General features: G+C 42.7%; 13 protein-coding genes and 1 pseudogene. 6 read left to right on the plus strand and 8 right to left on the minus strand.

Annotation, left to right across the window (positions count from 1 at the left end):
• Nucleotides 1-21 precede the first annotated feature (21 nt).
• From WA352_RS05730 to WA352_RS05760, 7 genes are all read right to left on the minus strand, one after another.
• Entirely contained in the window at nucleotides 22-843 is an 822-nt protein-coding gene (locus WA352_RS05730; RefSeq protein WP_033133833.1) for an SDR family NAD(P)-dependent oxidoreductase, read from the minus strand.
• A 180-nt stretch (nucleotides 844-1,023) separates the two neighbouring features.
• A complete protein-coding gene (locus WA352_RS05735; protein ID WP_033133834.1) occupies nucleotides 1,024-1,644 on the minus strand; it encodes an NUDIX hydrolase in 621 nt (206 codons plus the stop codon).
• A 179-nt stretch (nucleotides 1,645-1,823) separates the two neighbouring features.
• Nucleotides 1,824-2,222: a ribosome silencing factor gene (gene rsfS, locus WA352_RS05740; RefSeq protein ID WP_004655709.1), complete on the minus strand. Its 399-nt coding sequence runs from the start codon at nucleotides 2,220-2,222 to the stop codon at nucleotides 1,824-1,826.
• Nucleotides 2,223-2,303: 81 nt separating this feature from the next.
• The gene (locus WA352_RS05745; RefSeq protein ID WP_033133835.1) at nucleotides 2,304-3,098 is read right to left on the minus strand and encodes a hydroxypyruvate isomerase family protein; all 795 of its coding nucleotides are present in this window, start codon (nucleotides 3,096-3,098) and stop codon (nucleotides 2,304-2,306) included.
• Nucleotides 3,099-3,121: 23 nt separating this feature from the next.
• Entirely contained in the window at nucleotides 3,122-3,988 is an 867-nt protein-coding gene (locus tag WA352_RS05750) for an NAD(P)-dependent oxidoreductase (protein ID WP_033133836.1), read from the minus strand.
• A gap of 21 nt (nucleotides 3,989-4,009) precedes the next feature.
• Nucleotides 4,010-4,798 (minus strand): crotonase/enoyl-CoA hydratase family protein, encoded by a 789-nt coding sequence (locus tag WA352_RS05755; RefSeq protein ID WP_033133837.1) that lies wholly within the window; start codon nucleotides 4,796-4,798, stop codon nucleotides 4,010-4,012.
• A 129-nt stretch (nucleotides 4,799-4,927) separates the two neighbouring features.
• A complete protein-coding gene (locus WA352_RS05760) occupies nucleotides 4,928-7,738 on the minus strand; it encodes a GacS-like sensor histidine kinase (RefSeq protein WP_033133838.1) in 2,811 nt (936 codons plus the stop codon).
• 149 nt (nucleotides 7,739-7,887) lie between these two features.
• On the opposite strand from WA352_RS05760, the gene cysM reads away from it, so the two are divergent.
• The 4 genes from cysM (at nucleotide 7,888) to WA352_RS05780 (ending at nucleotide 13,477) form a co-directional block, all read left to right on the plus strand.
• Complete coding sequence (gene cysM / locus WA352_RS05765; RefSeq protein ID WP_005207044.1) at nucleotides 7,888-8,817, plus strand: cysteine synthase CysM; 930 nt, start codon at nucleotides 7,888-7,890, stop codon at nucleotides 8,815-8,817.
• An 81-nt stretch (nucleotides 8,818-8,898) separates the two neighbouring features.
• A complete protein-coding gene (locus WA352_RS05770; RefSeq protein ID WP_005207046.1) occupies nucleotides 8,899-9,720 on the plus strand; it encodes a 3'-5' exonuclease in 822 nt (273 codons plus the stop codon).
• A gap of 9 nt (nucleotides 9,721-9,729) precedes the next feature.
• The gene (gene rlmD, locus WA352_RS05775; protein WP_005207048.1) at nucleotides 9,730-11,139 is read left to right on the plus strand and encodes a 23S rRNA (uracil(1939)-C(5))-methyltransferase RlmD; all 1,410 of its coding nucleotides are present in this window, start codon (nucleotides 9,730-9,732) and stop codon (nucleotides 11,137-11,139) included.
• Between the two features lie 31 nt (nucleotides 11,140-11,170).
• Nucleotides 11,171-13,477, plus strand: coding sequence for a RelA/SpoT family protein (locus tag WA352_RS05780; protein WP_004804453.1), 2,307 nt, complete (start codon nucleotides 11,171-11,173; stop codon nucleotides 13,475-13,477).
• A gap of 44 nt (nucleotides 13,478-13,521) precedes the next feature.
• Here the strand turns inward: WA352_RS05780 and WA352_RS05785 are convergent, their stop codons facing one another.
• A complete protein-coding gene (locus tag WA352_RS05785; RefSeq protein ID WP_005207049.1) occupies nucleotides 13,522-14,295 on the minus strand; it encodes an SDR family oxidoreductase in 774 nt (257 codons plus the stop codon).
• A gap of 101 nt (nucleotides 14,296-14,396) precedes the next feature.
• Between WA352_RS05785 and mazG the strand changes: the two genes are divergently transcribed.
• Both mazG and WA352_RS05795 read left to right on the plus strand, forming a co-directional pair.
• The gene (mazG, locus tag WA352_RS05790; RefSeq protein ID WP_005312258.1) at nucleotides 14,397-15,203 is read left to right on the plus strand and encodes a nucleoside triphosphate pyrophosphohydrolase; all 807 of its coding nucleotides are present in this window, start codon (nucleotides 14,397-14,399) and stop codon (nucleotides 15,201-15,203) included.
• Nucleotides 15,172-15,599 (plus strand): annotated as a pseudogene (locus WA352_RS05795) (ComEA family DNA-binding protein). Before mazG ends, WA352_RS05795 begins: the two are co-directional and overlap by 32 nt.
• Nucleotides 15,600-15,633 lie beyond the last annotated feature (34 nt).

A 15,633-nucleotide genomic window follows, 5' to 3' on the forward strand; every position in this document is an offset into this window, starting at 1 on the left:
GCTTTTTATTTGGCTTATTCTTTAAAGAAACTTTTCGACCAGTTGCATAGATTGTTGATAAAGATCACGTGCCAATTGCTGATTTTTGGCATGTGAAGATTTCCAATCTGGCATATGCGCACTGACATACGCTCCATTACGATTGGTCCATTCATCGCCAATTGCCATTTGAGTAATCAAATTTGCAGGAACAGAGGTTGGTACTAAGCCGAGTTTCATCGCCGCATAGACAGGTTTAGGCAAGTCTCGATAAATATCCGAAGCGACGCCCCCTGGGTGTAACGCATTATTGGTAATTGAGCTATCTGCTAGTTGTTCTGCTAATGCATTGCTGAACAGTAAATTTGCGAGCTTGGATTGTCCATAATAAAATAGCGGATTATAAAAACCCTCTGCGCGGAATTTGTTGGGTTTGATTGAGCCTGCCCAATGTGCAATTGAGGCTAAATGGACAATACGTGCTTGAGGAGATTGCTTTAAAACGGGAAGCAGTTTTTGGGTCAATAGAAAATGACCGAGATAATTGACACCAAACTGTTGCTCGAAGCCATCAGCAGTCAGCTGTTTGGTTTTGGCAAATAGGCCTGCATTGTTGATCAATACATCCAGATTGCCATAACGATCTGCGATTTCATCCGCTGCTTTTTGAGTCAGTTCAAGGCTGTTGAGGTCGAGGGAGATGAGATCGACTTGCCCTTGATCGAGTGCACGTAATTTGTTTTGTGCTTGTTGTGCTTTCTGTGGGTTTCGGCACGCCAGAATCACGTGTTGCCCTTGTTTGACCAACTGTTCTGCTGTGGCAAAACCAATGCCTGTATTGGCACCTGTAATCAGTATTTTCACTTCCTGTACTCCAGTTATGCTATTTCTTAGTGAGATTGCAAGAATCTGTATAGTGCTGCAATTTTGACAATTTGTCATGTCAAATTTAAAGGTGGGAGATGATTGGTATTTGCTAGTCCTTAGATAGCAAAGATGTTGTTTTTGGGGATTATGTTTTTTGATGGGTTTCAGAATTGAACGTTAGTCGAAATAAGTATTTTCGGGTAATTCTTGTAGTAACTCAAAAAATTGGTGGATTTGTGTTTCTGTAACACGAGCTGTCGAAATCGGTGGTAATTCATCCTTAGCAAAGAAACCCACCTCAGAGGTTTCGATGCTTGGCTTTAGTTCACCGCCAATCAGTTCACACCAGAAGAACGCTTTATAGACATGCAGGAACATAGCGGGGTGAGGGTGCTTTCTTCGGTCTGTGAGCGCGAGGAGTTTAACCGCTTTTACTTCTAATCCTGTTTCTTCAAGAACTTCTTTTTCCGCATTTTCGGCAGAGGAATATCCAACGTCTGCCCAGCCTCCTGGAATAGACCATAAGCCGTCCTGTGTTTCTTTGGCTAATAGAAGTTTATTGTCTTTAAATACAACAGCACGGACATCGATTTTGGGGGTTGTATAGCCAATATCTTGTAGTACGTTTGGGATAAAATGAGAGGTATCAATTTCTTTTAATTCAATCAGGGTACGGACGTGATCAAGTAGTTGCTTATAACGCTCTTTATCGTATACATCTTTGCTGTAGTACAAACCTGATTGCGCTAATCCTGTAATCTTATGGAGTGTTTCAATCCATGCGGCTGAATCTTTCATCTTATTTTTAGTTGTGATTAAGCAGAGGGTTTAATACTAGCATTGCTATTAAATTTTACAACGAGCAGTAGGGGGCAAGCATTGAGTCGGCTTATGTTTGCTTGTGTTTAGAGATCTCTTTTGATTGATGTATATCATATAAAAAAAGCGACCGATTCGGTCGCTTTTTTTGAGGAGCTTTATGCTACAGATTCGGGTGCACGCCATAAGCTTTCTAAGTCATAGAACTTACGCGCGGTTGGTAACATCACATGTACCACAACAAAACCGAGGTCGATTAAGATCCACTCAGCATCGCGTTCACCTTCGACACCGATTGGGCGGAAACCTGCTTTACGTGCTTCATCAGCAACATTGTCTGCAAGGGCTTTGACGTGACGAGTCGACGTACCGCTTGCAATTACAATTGCATCGGCAACATTACTGATCGTACTTACGTCAAGTTCAAGAATATCTTTGGCTTTTACATCAGTGAGAGCTTCATGTACAACGTTTAGGCACGCTTGTACATCTTTGTTCGCTGTTTTGATTTTTAGGTCGTGAGAATTAGAAGCGCTGGGCGATGGTTCTAAATTCATAGAGGGTATATTTTCCTGACAATTGCTCATTGTCAAATATACCGTTTTTCTCTAAAAAGTTCAAATTTTAGCAGTAACAGTTTATGTATTCACATCATTGGAAAAATACTTTTTTTTCCATGCAAAAGATTGATCTGACTGCGTTTTTGGCCTGTATTCCGCTGCAATTAGACCTCGGTAGTCACTTTGTAGCAACCAGTCAAAGATTTGTTTATAGGGGATATTTCCAGTATCGGGTTCATGCCGGTCTGGACAGTCGGCAAATTGGATGTGCCCAATCTGATCGATATTTTCTTGTAATCCTGCTAATACATCTTCACCCATCATCGCCATGTGATAACAGTCATATTGCATTTTTAGGGCGGGATGGTTGATGGCTTCCAGCATTTCTTGGGCTTGGGCAATATTTTGAACCAGGAAGCGCGGCATATCAGTGCCATTGATCATTTCAAAAACGGGTTCAATGCCTTGTTCGGTCAGCATGTGACAGGCTAGTTTTAAATTACTTGCAAGCGTATTCAGACAAGGCAGTAGATCGGCATCCAGCGGTTGTTTACCAGCGAGAATATTCACACGTGGTACATCCAGTGCAGTGGCATAACGAATTGCCAGCTCAAGCGCTTGATGGAATTCAATTTCTCGCCCTGGCACACCTGCAAGCCCATTGCCGCCTTGCATCAAGTCACCCGCAGGGACATTAATCAGGCAGAGGGAAAGATTGTGTTGTTCAAGTTGAGTTCGAATATCGATCACGTCGAGTTCATAGGGAAATTGAATTTCTACATGCTGAAAACCATGGGCGTGCGCTAAAGCAAAGCGCTCAATTAAAGGGACTTCAGTAAAAATCATGGATAAATTGACTGCAAGATGGCTCATTTTCAGACTCCCTGAATCAATAATTATTGTTCTGTAATTTTGATGATAGTCGCTAAATCCTTATCAGCAAAGCCATTTTCTTGGTGAGCTTGTAACTGTAATAGAGCTTTTTGTGCCACAGGTATCTTTAAGTTAAAACTTTGTGCCAGAAGTAATGCATTGTTTAAATCTTTTGATAGGGTTTGCACCTTCCATTGTACTGGCTCAAAGGTCTGTGTTGCCATACGCGGCGCAAGGATTTGAAAGGGTTTTGAGTCGGCAAAGCCGCCAGCGAGTGCAGGTGCAAGTAATGCCGTGTCGACACCTGCTTGATCGGCAAGGGCGACTGCTTCGGCAATCAGGGTACTATTGGCGGCAACAATTAATTGATTACAAATTTTAGTCGCTTGTCCTGTACCCGATGTTCCCATACGGGTGACACGCTGTGAGAGTACATTGTAAATTGGGGTGAGCTGTTCGATCGTCTTCGCATCACCACCTGCAAAAATAACCAATGTACCTTGTTCAGCTCCCATGGTGCCACCTGATACAGGAGAGTCAATCCATGTGACCTGTTGTTGTTGAGCAGACTGAGCCAATTTTTGAGTCGCAGAGACCGATAAGCTGGAGAAATCAACGATGATCTGCTCAGCTTTTAAATAGGGTTGAATTTGGGTGAAAACATTTTGCACCGCTTGATCATCGGCTAAACAGGTTAAAATAACAGGATAGCTTCCGATGTCATTTAGCTTTAAGTGTAATGCACCTTGCTGCTGTAGAGGTTCACATGCAAGTGGGCTACGGTTCCAGACCGCCACAGGATAACCTGCTTGTAAGAGTCGACTGGCCATACGTGTGCCCATTAAACCCATCCCCAAGAAAGCGATTGGTGTTTTTTGATTCGCATGCATGTGAATATTCTCCAGTCGGGATTATTTGTATTGGCGCGGCAGAAATTGAACTTCTGGGTTCTTGTCTTTTTTGCGTGCCAAACTACTGTTTTTACCTAAAAGTAGTTTGAGCTGCCAAAGTTTTTCCAAACGTAATGCTTTTTCAGGTTGGTGCTCCATTGCATCTAACACACGCTTCGCTGCCATAATGGCATCTGGTGAGCGTTGTAAAATTTCTTCGGCAATGAGATTTGCTTTCACTAATGGATCATTGTCTAAATGGGTGACTAGACCAATTTGTTTGGCGTATTCAGCATCAAAGATACGTGCAGTTAAGGTCAACTCTTTCGCTAAATCAACGCCAATCAGTCCTTTTAATGAGCGTGTCAACCCCATATCGGGTACAAGACCCCAACGACTTTCCATAATCGACATTTGGGTATTCGGTGTTGCAATACGAATATCGGCTGCAAGTGCGAGCTGCATACCTGCACCAAAGCAATAGCCTTCGATTGCTGCAATCACAGGGATCGGCAGGTTCTGCCAAATCAAGAATGCTTTTTGAAACAGACTTTGCCCTGGTTTGATCAGTTCCCAAGCGGCAAAAGCGGTATTTTTAGGATTGTTTAAATCAGAAAGGTCGATGCCTGCACTAAAAACCTGCGCTTCGCCTGTGAGGATGACACAACGGATTGAACGATCTTTTTCAATTTTTTTAGCAGTTGCCACCAGCTCTTTGAGTAAGGCAAAGCTCATTGCATTACGTTTGTCAGGTCGGTTTAGGGAAACAGTTGCGATTCCATTGTTCTTTTCAACGCGTAAAAGTGCCATCTGCCTTACTCTTATTGTGTTTGATGAGGCAGCATAGCACGAGTCTTTAGGTTGAAACATGACAGGGCAGTCACAAAAAAGACTGCCTGTATTTTAATCATTGATTATCCAATATCCCAACGTACAGTCTTATGAGTCATGGGCATGTAGGATTAAGTTGGCGGCTTGTCTCACTTGTTCAATCGCTGTACTGAGTTCATTGAAACGATGCGTGGTTTCACGAATAAACACATCATCTGCTTTACGGCGTTCTTTACGTAAGGTCGAGACAAATTGTTCAAATTCACCTGAGACTTGCTGTAAGTTTGGCGTACCGACATAGCGGGTCGCGCCATAGAGGCGATGTAGGACATGTTCCAGTTGTGGAAAATCTTCCATCTCAATCAGTTGCTGCATTTCTGCCAGTTCCGTATCGAAACTATCCACCAGCATATTTAATAGATCTTGCGCGAGATCTTCTTTGTTGGCTGCAAGTTGCACGCTTTGTTGCCAATTCAGGATTTGAGGATCAATTGATTCAATTGGTCGCTTTGGTTCAATGTTCGCAGGTTGGGCACTGAAGTTATTTTTGGTCCAATGCGTCAGAATCTGAATGATTTGCTCCATCTGAATCGGCTTGGTCACATAATCATTCATACCAACTTTGAGCAGCTTCTGCTTTTCATCGGCCAGTGCATGTGCTGTGAGTGCAATAATTGGCAGTTGCATGCCATTATCAAGTGTTGATTCCAATGAGCGAATGGCGCGAGTGGTATCAATCCCCGACATCACAGGCATTTGAATATCCATAAATACCAAATCAAACGGTGGTGATTTTTGTTCGATGCGCTCTTGAATAATGTCGATGGCCTTTTGTCCACTCAATGCTTTGGTGGTGGTGACATTGAGCTCACCGAGTAAGGCTTCAAGTACAATCAAATTAGGCAAGTGATCATCGACAGCCAAGATGTGTAAACCTTGGCCATTAAAGTCTTCTGGTTCCTGCTCAAAAACAGGCTCATTGCCGAGTAACTGGACCAACTCACGACGACTTAATGGTTGATACAATGGACGTGCGCGATATTCATTGAGCATGTTTGGCTCAAGACTCATCTGATAACCATAGACTGCTAAATTGCCATGATAACGCTGACGAATTTCTTTGAGTAAGGCTTCGGTATCACCACTATGATCTACAATCAGCCACGTATTTTCCTGCTGATTCAGATGGTTTAAACGGCTGAATAGGTCCAGAATCGACTGTGTTTCAATATGTGAAACATGATAGTTTTCGAGGTATGAACGCAGTACGCTGGCCGTTGCTGGGTGGGCAAGATAAGACACCACTTGTAAATGATCGAAACGAGGGTGTTCAACAAACTCATCTTGTTCTTCAACTTTAAATGAAGCGGTGAACCAGAAGGTTGATCCTTTCTCTGTCGGCGCACGTTCTTGGTTATCTTCAAAGCCAATTTGACCGTGCATCAAATGCACCAGCTGTTTGGAAATGGCTAAACCAAGTCCTGTGCCACCGAACTGCCGGGTAACTGAAGCATCACCCTGAGAGAACGATTCAAATAACTTTTTACGATCAGTGCCACTCAGACCAATACCGCTGTCTTGCACGCTAAAATGCAGTAGGCATTGTCCGATCTCATCGTCTTCCATACGCACACGGACAATGATTTCCCCATCAGGCGTGAACTTGATCGCATTGGAGATCAGGTTGGTCAGGATCTGTTTAAAGCGTAAGGCGTCACCGACTACATGCTTTGGAATGTTCTCTGCATAATAGAAGGCCATGTTGATATGTTTTTGTGCCGCCAAAGGCGAGAGCATATCCATCACATCGAAAATGGCTTCTTCAAGGTCAAACGGTGCAGTTTCAAGTTCGAGTTTGCCTGCATCAATTTTAGAGAAATCCAACACGTCATTGATCAGTGCCAATAGATGTGCCGATGATTTTCGGATGGTTTGCAGATAAAGATTTTGCTCATTACTCAGATTCTGCTGACGCAGTAATAAGTGAATAAAGCCATCAATACTGTTCAATGGTGTTCTAAGTTCATGACTGATGTTGGCCAAAAACACCGACTTGGATTGGTTTGATGAAATCGCTTGGTCACGTGCCTGACGATAGGTAATGTTCTGAACTTCTAAGGTATCGAGTGTTCGACGTAAGTCTTCTTCGGTTTGTTCGGTATGTTCTTTTAATTCTAAGAAGCTAAAGTGCAGGCGTTTCACTACATTGGCAATATCACGCTGTAGCAAACGCAGTTCACCGGTACTGTTTACCACAATATGCTGATCTAGGGTGTCGGCGTTGAGGCGTTGCATTTGCATGCGAATTTCATACAGTGGTGCGAGCCAACGACGAGAGAACACGTTTAAACAGAACAGTAGAATCAGTATGGTGATCAGCCCAGTCACGACCAAGGACAGTAGAATTTTATAGCGAGCCAATTCGAGGGGTTGGTTGTCTAATTCAATCATGAGCCAAACAGAATTAGGGTCGCCACTGTCGAGTTTCGAGCCATAAATGCTGTTGTGATTATGTGCAATTGGACCGAAGAAGTTGCTGTTTTCTGGAAAGTTTGGCCAAAAGCGATTGTTTTGATAGCCAACGCTTAAATAAGTCTGACCACGATTATCAATCAGTACTGCGCGCTGTAGGTTTTTTTCATCAAACATTTTCTGCATGATGTTTTGAGCACGATCATATTGATCGGGTTGTTCTTGTACCAGTTTTAATAAATCATTCGCGGTTTGATGGTAGCGTGCCAAAATGGCTGAAGCATCAGAGCGTTGTTGTGATTTTGCGGAGCTGGTCGTTTCGGATAAAACCCAAAGAATACCAACACCTGTCAAAATGGCAATCGGCACCAAAATCAGTGCAATCAATTGCCCATAAGCATGATTGAGGCGTAAGCGTTTCGATATGGTCTTATTGAAATTTGACATAGTACGGTCAGATTTATCATTCTGCGCAACATCTTAGCACGCTTTGTGAAAATCAAGGACATCTGCTTGCCAATAAAAAGCATAGTGAAAAGGTGCAGTATCTCTATTTTTTTCATACAATAGGCGCCACCTTGATATCGGTGTCGATCATGACGAATACGCAAACTGATTTTTTAGCAGATGAATTTTTACTGGACGATTATGTCGGTAAAACCCCTTTAGTACGTTTGCAACGTTTAGCGTGTCATACCCAAGCCACGGTATTAGCAAAATTAGAAGGTAATAATCCAGCAGGTTCAGTCAAAGATCGCCCTGCTTATAACATGATTGTTCAAGCGGAAAAACGTGGACAGATTCAGCCAGGGGATACCCTGATCGAAGCAACCAGTGGCAACACTGGGATTGCTTTGGCGATGGTTGCGGCTATGCGCGGCTATAAAATGAAGCTGATCATGCCGAACAATATGAGCCAAGAGCGTAAAGATGCGATGTTGGCTTACGGGGCAGAGCTAATTGAAGTCACGCAGCAGCAAGGCATGGAAGGTGCACGCGATCTTGCTTTGCAAATGCAGGCAGAGGGCAAAGGCTTTGTGCTAAACCAGTTTGGTAATCCAGATAACGTCGAAGCGCATTACCTGACCACAGGTCCAGAAATCTGGAAGCAAACGGATGGGAAGATTACCCATTTTGTTAGCTCAATGGGGACAACGGGAACCATCATGGGGGTCTCTAAATATCTCAAAGAGCAGAACCCTGATATTCAAATTGTGGGTTTACAACCATCAGACGGTTCAAGCATTGCAGGGATTCGCCGTTGGCCGGAAGAATATTTGCCAACCATCTTTGATCGCAGTCGTGTCGATCGCATCATTGATATTCCACAGATTGAAGCTGAAAAAACCATGCGTAAGCTGGCACGTACTGAAGGCATCAGTGCAGGAACATCTTCTGGTGGTGCAGTTTGGGCTTCGATCAAGATTGCTGAAGAATATCCTGATGCGGTGATTGTCTGTATTATCTGTGACCGCGGTGATCGTTATTTATCAACGGGATTATTCTCAGTACAAGATGAAGATTAACATCTGGCCTTACACTGTTATAATTACAGCTCCCCCTTTATTGAAGAGAGCTGTAATGCAGTTCTGTAAGGGAATTCTAAGATGAATTTACGTTTTCCGATTTTAGTTTTTGATATTGAGACACTGACCGATTTAAAGGCAGGTGCACATCTTTATCATCTTGATTTACCCGAAGCAGATGTTGAACAGGCACTGACCAAAATTCGTCGTCAAGAGTCGGGGATGGATTTTCAACGCTTACCATTACATGAAATCGTTTGTATTTCAGGGTTGTGGATCGATGAAAAAGGCTTTCGCCTGTTTTCATTTAGTCAGGAGCAGCATAGCGAAGCTGAAATGTTGGCAAAATTCTTATCGATCTTTGACAAGAAACAACCCACATTAGTTAGTTGGAATGGTTCGCAATTTGATTTGCCTGTGATTCTATTTCGCGCTATGTACCATGGCTTGTCTGCACCGAGCCTGTTTGATCAAGGTGAAATTGATCATCAAAAGCGCTTTAATAATTATCAGAACCGTTACCACCATCGTCATGTTGACCTGATGGATGTGATGGCAATGTTTAATGGCCGTAATTTCCAAAAATTGGATGATATGGCTTGTTTACTCGGTTTCCCTGGGAAACGCGGTGAAACTGGCTATCACGTGCCTGAATATGTACGTAATAAACAATGGTTAGAATTGACCAGTTATTGTGAAGGCGATGTATTGAATACATGGTTGCTTTATATTCGTTGGTTATTGTTAAAAGGCCAATTGAATCAACCAGATCACCAGCAGTTACTGCAATCAACGATTGCTTATTTACAAACGCAAACGCAACAAACAGAATTTTTACAGGTATGGCAGCAAACATCGCAATATACTGTATTCACCGCAGATACTTTTGCGCCAAAAAATTAGGTTCATCTTTTGAAACACAAAGCTAAACAACGTCCAGCTCAATATCCAACACACACCTTTCAGATTGAAGCTTTTTCTCATGAGGGGCGTGGTATTGCGCATTATGGGACACATCCAGATCATCCTAAAGAAAAACACGGCAAGAAAGTTTTTATCCGTTATGCCCTTGTCGGGGAAACGGTGCAGGCAAAAATTACCAATCAAACTTCGCGTCTAGAAGAGGCGGACATGATCATATTGGAAAGTGACGCGGCTGAAAGTCGAGTCGATCCAATGTGTCCACATTTTGGGGTGTGTGGCGGCTGCAGCTTGCAGCACATTCATCCTGATGAACAGATTTTGTTAAAGCAGAATGTTTTAAAATCTCACTTACAACATTTTGCAGGCTTACAGCCTGAACAATGGTTAGACCCGATTCGTTCGGTTAAAGCAGATTATCGTCGCCGTGCCCGAATCGGGGTGCGCTATATTGCCAAGCAAAATCGTTTGGTGATGGGTTTTCGTGAGCATCATAGTAATCATTTAACTGAAATTCAGCAGTGTAAGGTACTTGATCAAACCTTATCTGAATGTTTACCAGAACTTAAGAAACTACTCGAAAGTCTTACAGGCAAAGCGCATATTGGTCATATAGAATTGGCGATGGGAGACTCTGAGGTTGCATTATTAATTCGCCACTTAGATGAATTAAATGTGTCGGATGTCAACCAATTACGTCAATTTACGTTACTCAAAGGATGGCAGTTGTATTTGCAGCCAAAAGGGGCGGATAGTTTACATCGCGTAGATGATTCACAGGCAGAAATGCGTTTGCATTACAGTTTGGATGATTTTGCAGTCAAATTTGCATTTTCACCGTTAGATTTTACGCAGGTCAACAGTGGTGTAAATGCACAAATGATTCAGTTGGCATGTGAATTGCTTCAATTACAGAAAGGGGAAAGAGTACTGGACCTATTCTGTGGGTTAGGTAATTTTTCTCTACCGATTGCACGTTGTGTGGGTGAGGCAGGTCAAGTGGTCGGCGTTGAGGCGAGTGATGAGATGGTCAACAGAGCAACTGAGAATGCGCAAGCAAATCATTTGTCTCAGGCGGCGTTCTTTTCACAAGATTTAACAAAAGACTTTTCGCATCATTCTTGGGCGAAACAGGGATTTGATGCATTATTAATTGATCCTCCACGATCGGGCGCATTTGAAGTTATGCAATATGTACCTAATTTTGGAGCGAAAAGAATCGTTTATGTTTCATGTAACCCATCAACACTGGCAAGGGATGCAGGTGTACTGGCACAATATGGCTATCAATTGAAGAAAGCAGCAGTCATGGACATGTTTACGCATACTGAACATGTTGAATCGATTGCCCTGTTTGAAAAAATTGAACGGCTTGAAAAAATCGAAGAGATAAACGATTAAAAAATGAGTTACATATCCAGAGGAGAAAGGTATGGTCACAGTACGTGAGCAGTTACCTGGACGGCTCCAAGAGCTGTCTGAGGAAGCGACTGTAGAACATGCCGCTGAAGCGCAAAGTAGTCTAGTCTCTTGGCTAGATCGAGTGCGTGGTATTTTGGATGGGGCAGAGCTGAAGCAACTTCAACAGGTTGCGGAGCTGACCTTAGCAAAAGAGTTACAAGCAACGGGAAATCATCGGATCAATACCTTTAGTACTGGTATTGGCATGGCGGATATTCTGGCCCATTTACATGTCGATGAAGACACGCTTTCAGCGGCGGTGTTGTATCGTAGTGTACGTGAAGGGTTGATTACCTTAGAGGATATTCAACAACAGTTTGGCGAGCAAGTTTTGGCTTTGGTCCAAGGCACACTTGCAATGGGTAAACTGTCTGAGTTGATTGAAAAGAATAAACGTCTAGAAGATCATTTTAATAATAACCAGCGCGAACATTTAAATGGCATTTATAAAATGCTGATTTCAGTGACGGAAGATGTTCGTGTTGTCCTGATCAAACTGGCAGAGCGGACCTATGCTTTACGTGAGCTGGCGACAGCAAGCAAAGAGCGTCAAGAGCGTGTGGCACGCGAAATTCTCACCATTTATTCTCCATTGGCACACCGTTTAGGGATTGCCCAGCTCAAGTGGGAATTGGAAGATCTTGCCTTTCGTTATTTAGCCCCAGAACGTTATAAAGAAATTGCATCTTTATTGAATGAAAAGCGTTTGGAGCGTGAGCAATATATTCAGTTCGTGATTGATAAACTCAAAACTGAATTGGCGGCTTATGATATTCAGGCCGAAATCACAGGGCGTGTGAAGCACATTTATTCGATTTATCGAAAAATGAAAAGCAAAAATCTGAGCTTCGATCAGCTTTATGATATCCGTGCAGTGCGTGTATTGGTGAAAAGTGTCCCAGATTGTTATCACGCTTTGGGTATCGTACATCAGATATGGCGTCATATTCCCAACCAGTTTGATGACTATGTCACCAATCCGAAAGCCAATGGTTATCGCTCATTGCATACCGCGGTGATTGCTGAGAATAAGTCTTTAGAAGTACAAATCCGTACCTTTGAGATGCATAACGAAGCAGAGCTTGGGGTGTGCTCGCACTTTAACTATAAAGAAGGTGCCAAGAATACCGATCATTCCTTTAATGATCGTTTGCATTCATTACGTGCTGTGCTTGAGCATTATCAAGAGCGTACTGAAACCACCCCACATGGTGAAGATGACGAGTCGAATGGCATTGATCAAATTCAAGATTTTGAGAATTTTGAAAAGATCTATGTGTTTAGCCGTGATGGTGACATCAAAGAGTTACCACGTGGTTCAACTGTTCTAGACTTTGCGTACCATGTGCATACCGAAGTCGGCAATAAGTGCTATGCCGCCCGTGTGAACCAGCGTTATGTGCCTTTAACCTACACCTTAAAGACCGGTGAGCAGGTTGAGATTTTAACCAAGAAAGATCGTGAACCGAACCGTGATTGGTTGGTGAACTCGCTGGGTTATATCAAAACCGCACGTGCACGTGACAAGCTACGTCATTGGTTTAGACAACAAGATCGCAGTAAGAATGTTGAAGTTGGGCGTGAGTTACTCAATAAAGAGTTGGCCCGTTTAGCGATTCACCCGAAAAGTATTGATCTCAAAGATTATTCATCACATTTCAACCTGAAATCTGGTGATGATATTCTGGTGGCATTGGTTAGTGGTGATATCAGTTTGCATGCCTTGATGAATCAAGTGAATCGCCAGATGCACTTGGATCAAGACGAGCCAGAACTGGTGTTAAAACCTGCATTAAACCCACGTGCTAGTCATACATTATCGGCACATGGGATTCTAATTGATGGTTTGGATAATGTTGAATTGCATATTGCACAATGTTGTCAGCCGGTACATGGCGAGTCGATTGGCGGCTATATCACCTTGAATCGTGGGGTCAGTATTCACAAGATTGCGTGTCCAGACTACTTACGTATGACCACCCAAGAACCTGAACGTGCTGTTGAAGCCGATTGGGAAATGCAGCCGACCCGTGGTCAGAGCGTTCAGATCGTGGTGGAAGCTTATGATCGCCGTGGTTTACTGAAAGATCTGACACAAGTGATTTTCTCAGACCAAATCAATATTCGTCAGGTTAATACCATTTCTGAGGCGGATGGTATCGCCAATATGAAGTTGTTGATTGAAGTGAAAGGTTTGGCACAACTGTCACGTTTGTTGGCTCGTTTAGAGCAGCAACCAGGGATTATCAGTGCCAGACGTTTGGTTCAAGGAAGCTAGACAATAAAATAAAAAAGCTGCATTTCGATGCAGCTTTTTTATATCTAACGTTTCGCTAAAAAGATATTGGTGAGTCGGTTTAAAAACTGTGGGCTAATACTGGAGAGCTGATACATCAATTTGGTTTTTATCCCAACAGGTGTGTGGGTTGGGATTAGGGCATGGTCTTTTTGTTGTGCTAAATGCAATACCTGTTTCGCCACATCAGCAGGGGTTAAATCCACACCAATATTTTGAATACTGCCCGCATCCATGTCTTTCACCATATTGGTTTGTACAAATAGCGGCATAACGTCTAAGACGCGAATATTATACTTTTGCCATTCGACATCCAAGGCTTCCGTTAAACCGCGAACTGCAAATTTGCTGGCAGAGTAAGATGCTAAATCAGCTTGACCATAAATCGCGGATGCTGAAGAAAGGTTAATCACACGAGCATAGTGGGCTTGTTGCAGATGGGGCAAGGCTGCATGACAACCATTCAAAACGCCTTTAACGTTAATATCAATGGTGCGGTGATGTGATTGAATGGAGGTGTTTTCAAACGCACCTGAATAGAGAATTCCTGCATTATTGATCAAGATATTCAGTTCACCGGCCCAGCTTTTAAATTCTTGTAGTGCGATCTGCCATTGACGATGATTACTGACATCGAGATAACCTGCCTTGGCATTCTCTCCAAGTTGTTCAGCTAAGACTTGAGCTTGTTCTTCGTTGATATCATAGATGCCAACTTTGAAACCTTTTTTGTGAAATAAACGTGCGATTTCAGCACCAATTCCTTGTGCGGCCCCACTAATAAAAACACTATATGGCATGACTTTCCCTTGCTTTATATTGATAATTTTTGCGTGCGTGTATATTACGCATATGCAGCTTAGTGCTGCAACAATTTGCTTATTTGGGTTTGGAGATCATCATGGAAAAATTATTGGCAATCATGCAAGAGTTAAGACAAAAATGCCCGTGGGATCAACAACAAACCCCAGAAAGTTTGACACGATATGCCATTGAGGAGGCATATGAAGTTGAGGCTGCAATTCGCTCTGGTGAAGTGGATGAAATCCGCAATGAACTCGGTGATTTATTATTGCAAGTGGTGTTTCAATCTCAAATGTTTGATGAAAAAGGATTATTTAACTTTCAAGATGTGGTGGAAGCCATTAGTGAAAAATTAATTCGTCGCCATCCGCATGTATTTCAGGCTGAAAAATATCAAAATTTGGATTCCGAGCAGGTCGGTGAGTTGTGGAAACAAATCAAACAGCAAGAAAAACAAGGTAAAATACAGTCAAGGTTAGATGAGATTAAACATGCGCCAGCCTTGGTTCAGTCACATGAAATTCAGAGCAAAGCCGCTCAGTTAGGCTTTGATTTTGAAAGTGTGGATGATGCCTATGCCAAATTAGATGAAGAGTTAGAAGAGTTACAACAGGCGATAACAAGCCAAGATGTTGATCATATTCAAGAAGAGTTCGGTGATTGTTTATTTTCTTTAATCAATGTGGGGCGAAAGTTGGGGGTGTCGAGTGAGACCGCACTACTGGCAACAATCCATAAATTTAGAAGCCGTTTTGCTTTTATTGAACAACAAGCTCAACAACAACAGAAAGACTTGCAAGCAATGAGTTTGGCTGAAATGGACGAACTCTGGGAGCAAGCTAAACAACAATTAAAATCTCAGGAGAAAGACAATGAAGTTGCCGCATCTCCGCAGCAAACTTAATTTTTTTATAGGTTTTATTCTTTGCTTGGGAGGTGCTTCACACCTCCACGCACAGCAGTTTGACCAATCTTATCAGCAATGGAAAGCACAGCAGCAAGCGCGTGATCAGCAATTGGCGAAGCAGTCAGACAATAATTATTATTTATCTCGACCAACACAGCAGCACACTTCAAAGCAAATTCCATCATCTATAAATCTGCAGCGCGAAAAATCAGCTTGAACCAAGCAAGTTTGCAGCAATTACAGCTGTTAAATGGTGTTGGCGAGAAAAAGGCGCAAGCGATTATGGAGTATCGGCAAAAAAATGGTGGCTTTAAACAAGTTGATGAGTTAATGAATATCAAAGGGATTGGGCCAAAATTACTTGAAAAAAACAGAGCAAGGCTCATGTTATGAACTTAGAACTGTCGAAATCGGATTGATTAGGCAG

It is taken from the genome of Acinetobacter sp. 102, from assembly GCF_037028485.1.
GTDB classification, from domain to species: domain Bacteria; phylum Pseudomonadota; class Gammaproteobacteria; order Pseudomonadales; family Moraxellaceae; genus Acinetobacter; species Acinetobacter higginsii.

What these genes read in the sequence shown, in the direction of transcription:
- WA352_RS05735 (WP_033133834.1), bottom strand. Translation starts at nt 1,644, where the DNA reads ATGAAAGATTCAGCCGCATGGATTGAAACACTCCATAAGATTACAGGA.
- rsfS (WP_004655709.1), bottom strand. Translation starts at nt 2,222, where the DNA reads ATGAATTTAGAACCATCGCCCAGCGCTTCTAATTCTCACGACCTAAAA.
- WA352_RS05785 (WP_005207049.1), bottom strand. Translation starts at nt 14,295, where the DNA reads ATGCCATATAGTGTTTTTATTAGTGGGGCCGCACAAGGAATTGGTGCT.
- WA352_RS05755 (WP_033133837.1), bottom strand. Translation starts at nt 4,798, where the DNA reads ATGGCACTTTTACGCGTTGAAAAGAACAATGGAATCGCAACTGTTTCC.
- WA352_RS05780 (WP_004804453.1), top strand. Translation starts at nt 11,171, where the DNA reads ATGGTCACAGTACGTGAGCAGTTACCTGGACGGCTCCAAGAGCTGTCT.
- WA352_RS05750 (WP_033133836.1), bottom strand. Translation starts at nt 3,988, where the DNA reads ATGCATGCGAATCAAAAAACACCAATCGCTTTCTTGGGGATGGGTTTA.
- cysM (WP_005207044.1), top strand. Translation starts at nt 7,888, where the DNA reads ATGACGAATACGCAAACTGATTTTTTAGCAGATGAATTTTTACTGGAC.
- WA352_RS05745 (WP_033133835.1), bottom strand. Translation starts at nt 3,098, where the DNA reads ATGAGCCATCTTGCAGTCAATTTATCCATGATTTTTACTGAAGTCCCT.
- mazG (WP_005312258.1), top strand. Translation starts at nt 14,397, where the DNA reads ATGGAAAAATTATTGGCAATCATGCAAGAGTTAAGACAAAAATGCCCG.
- WA352_RS05770 (WP_005207046.1), top strand. Translation starts at nt 8,899, where the DNA reads ATGAATTTACGTTTTCCGATTTTAGTTTTTGATATTGAGACACTGACC.
- WA352_RS05760 (WP_033133838.1), bottom strand. Translation starts at nt 7,738, where the DNA reads ATGTCAAATTTCAATAAGACCATATCGAAACGCTTACGCCTCAATCAT.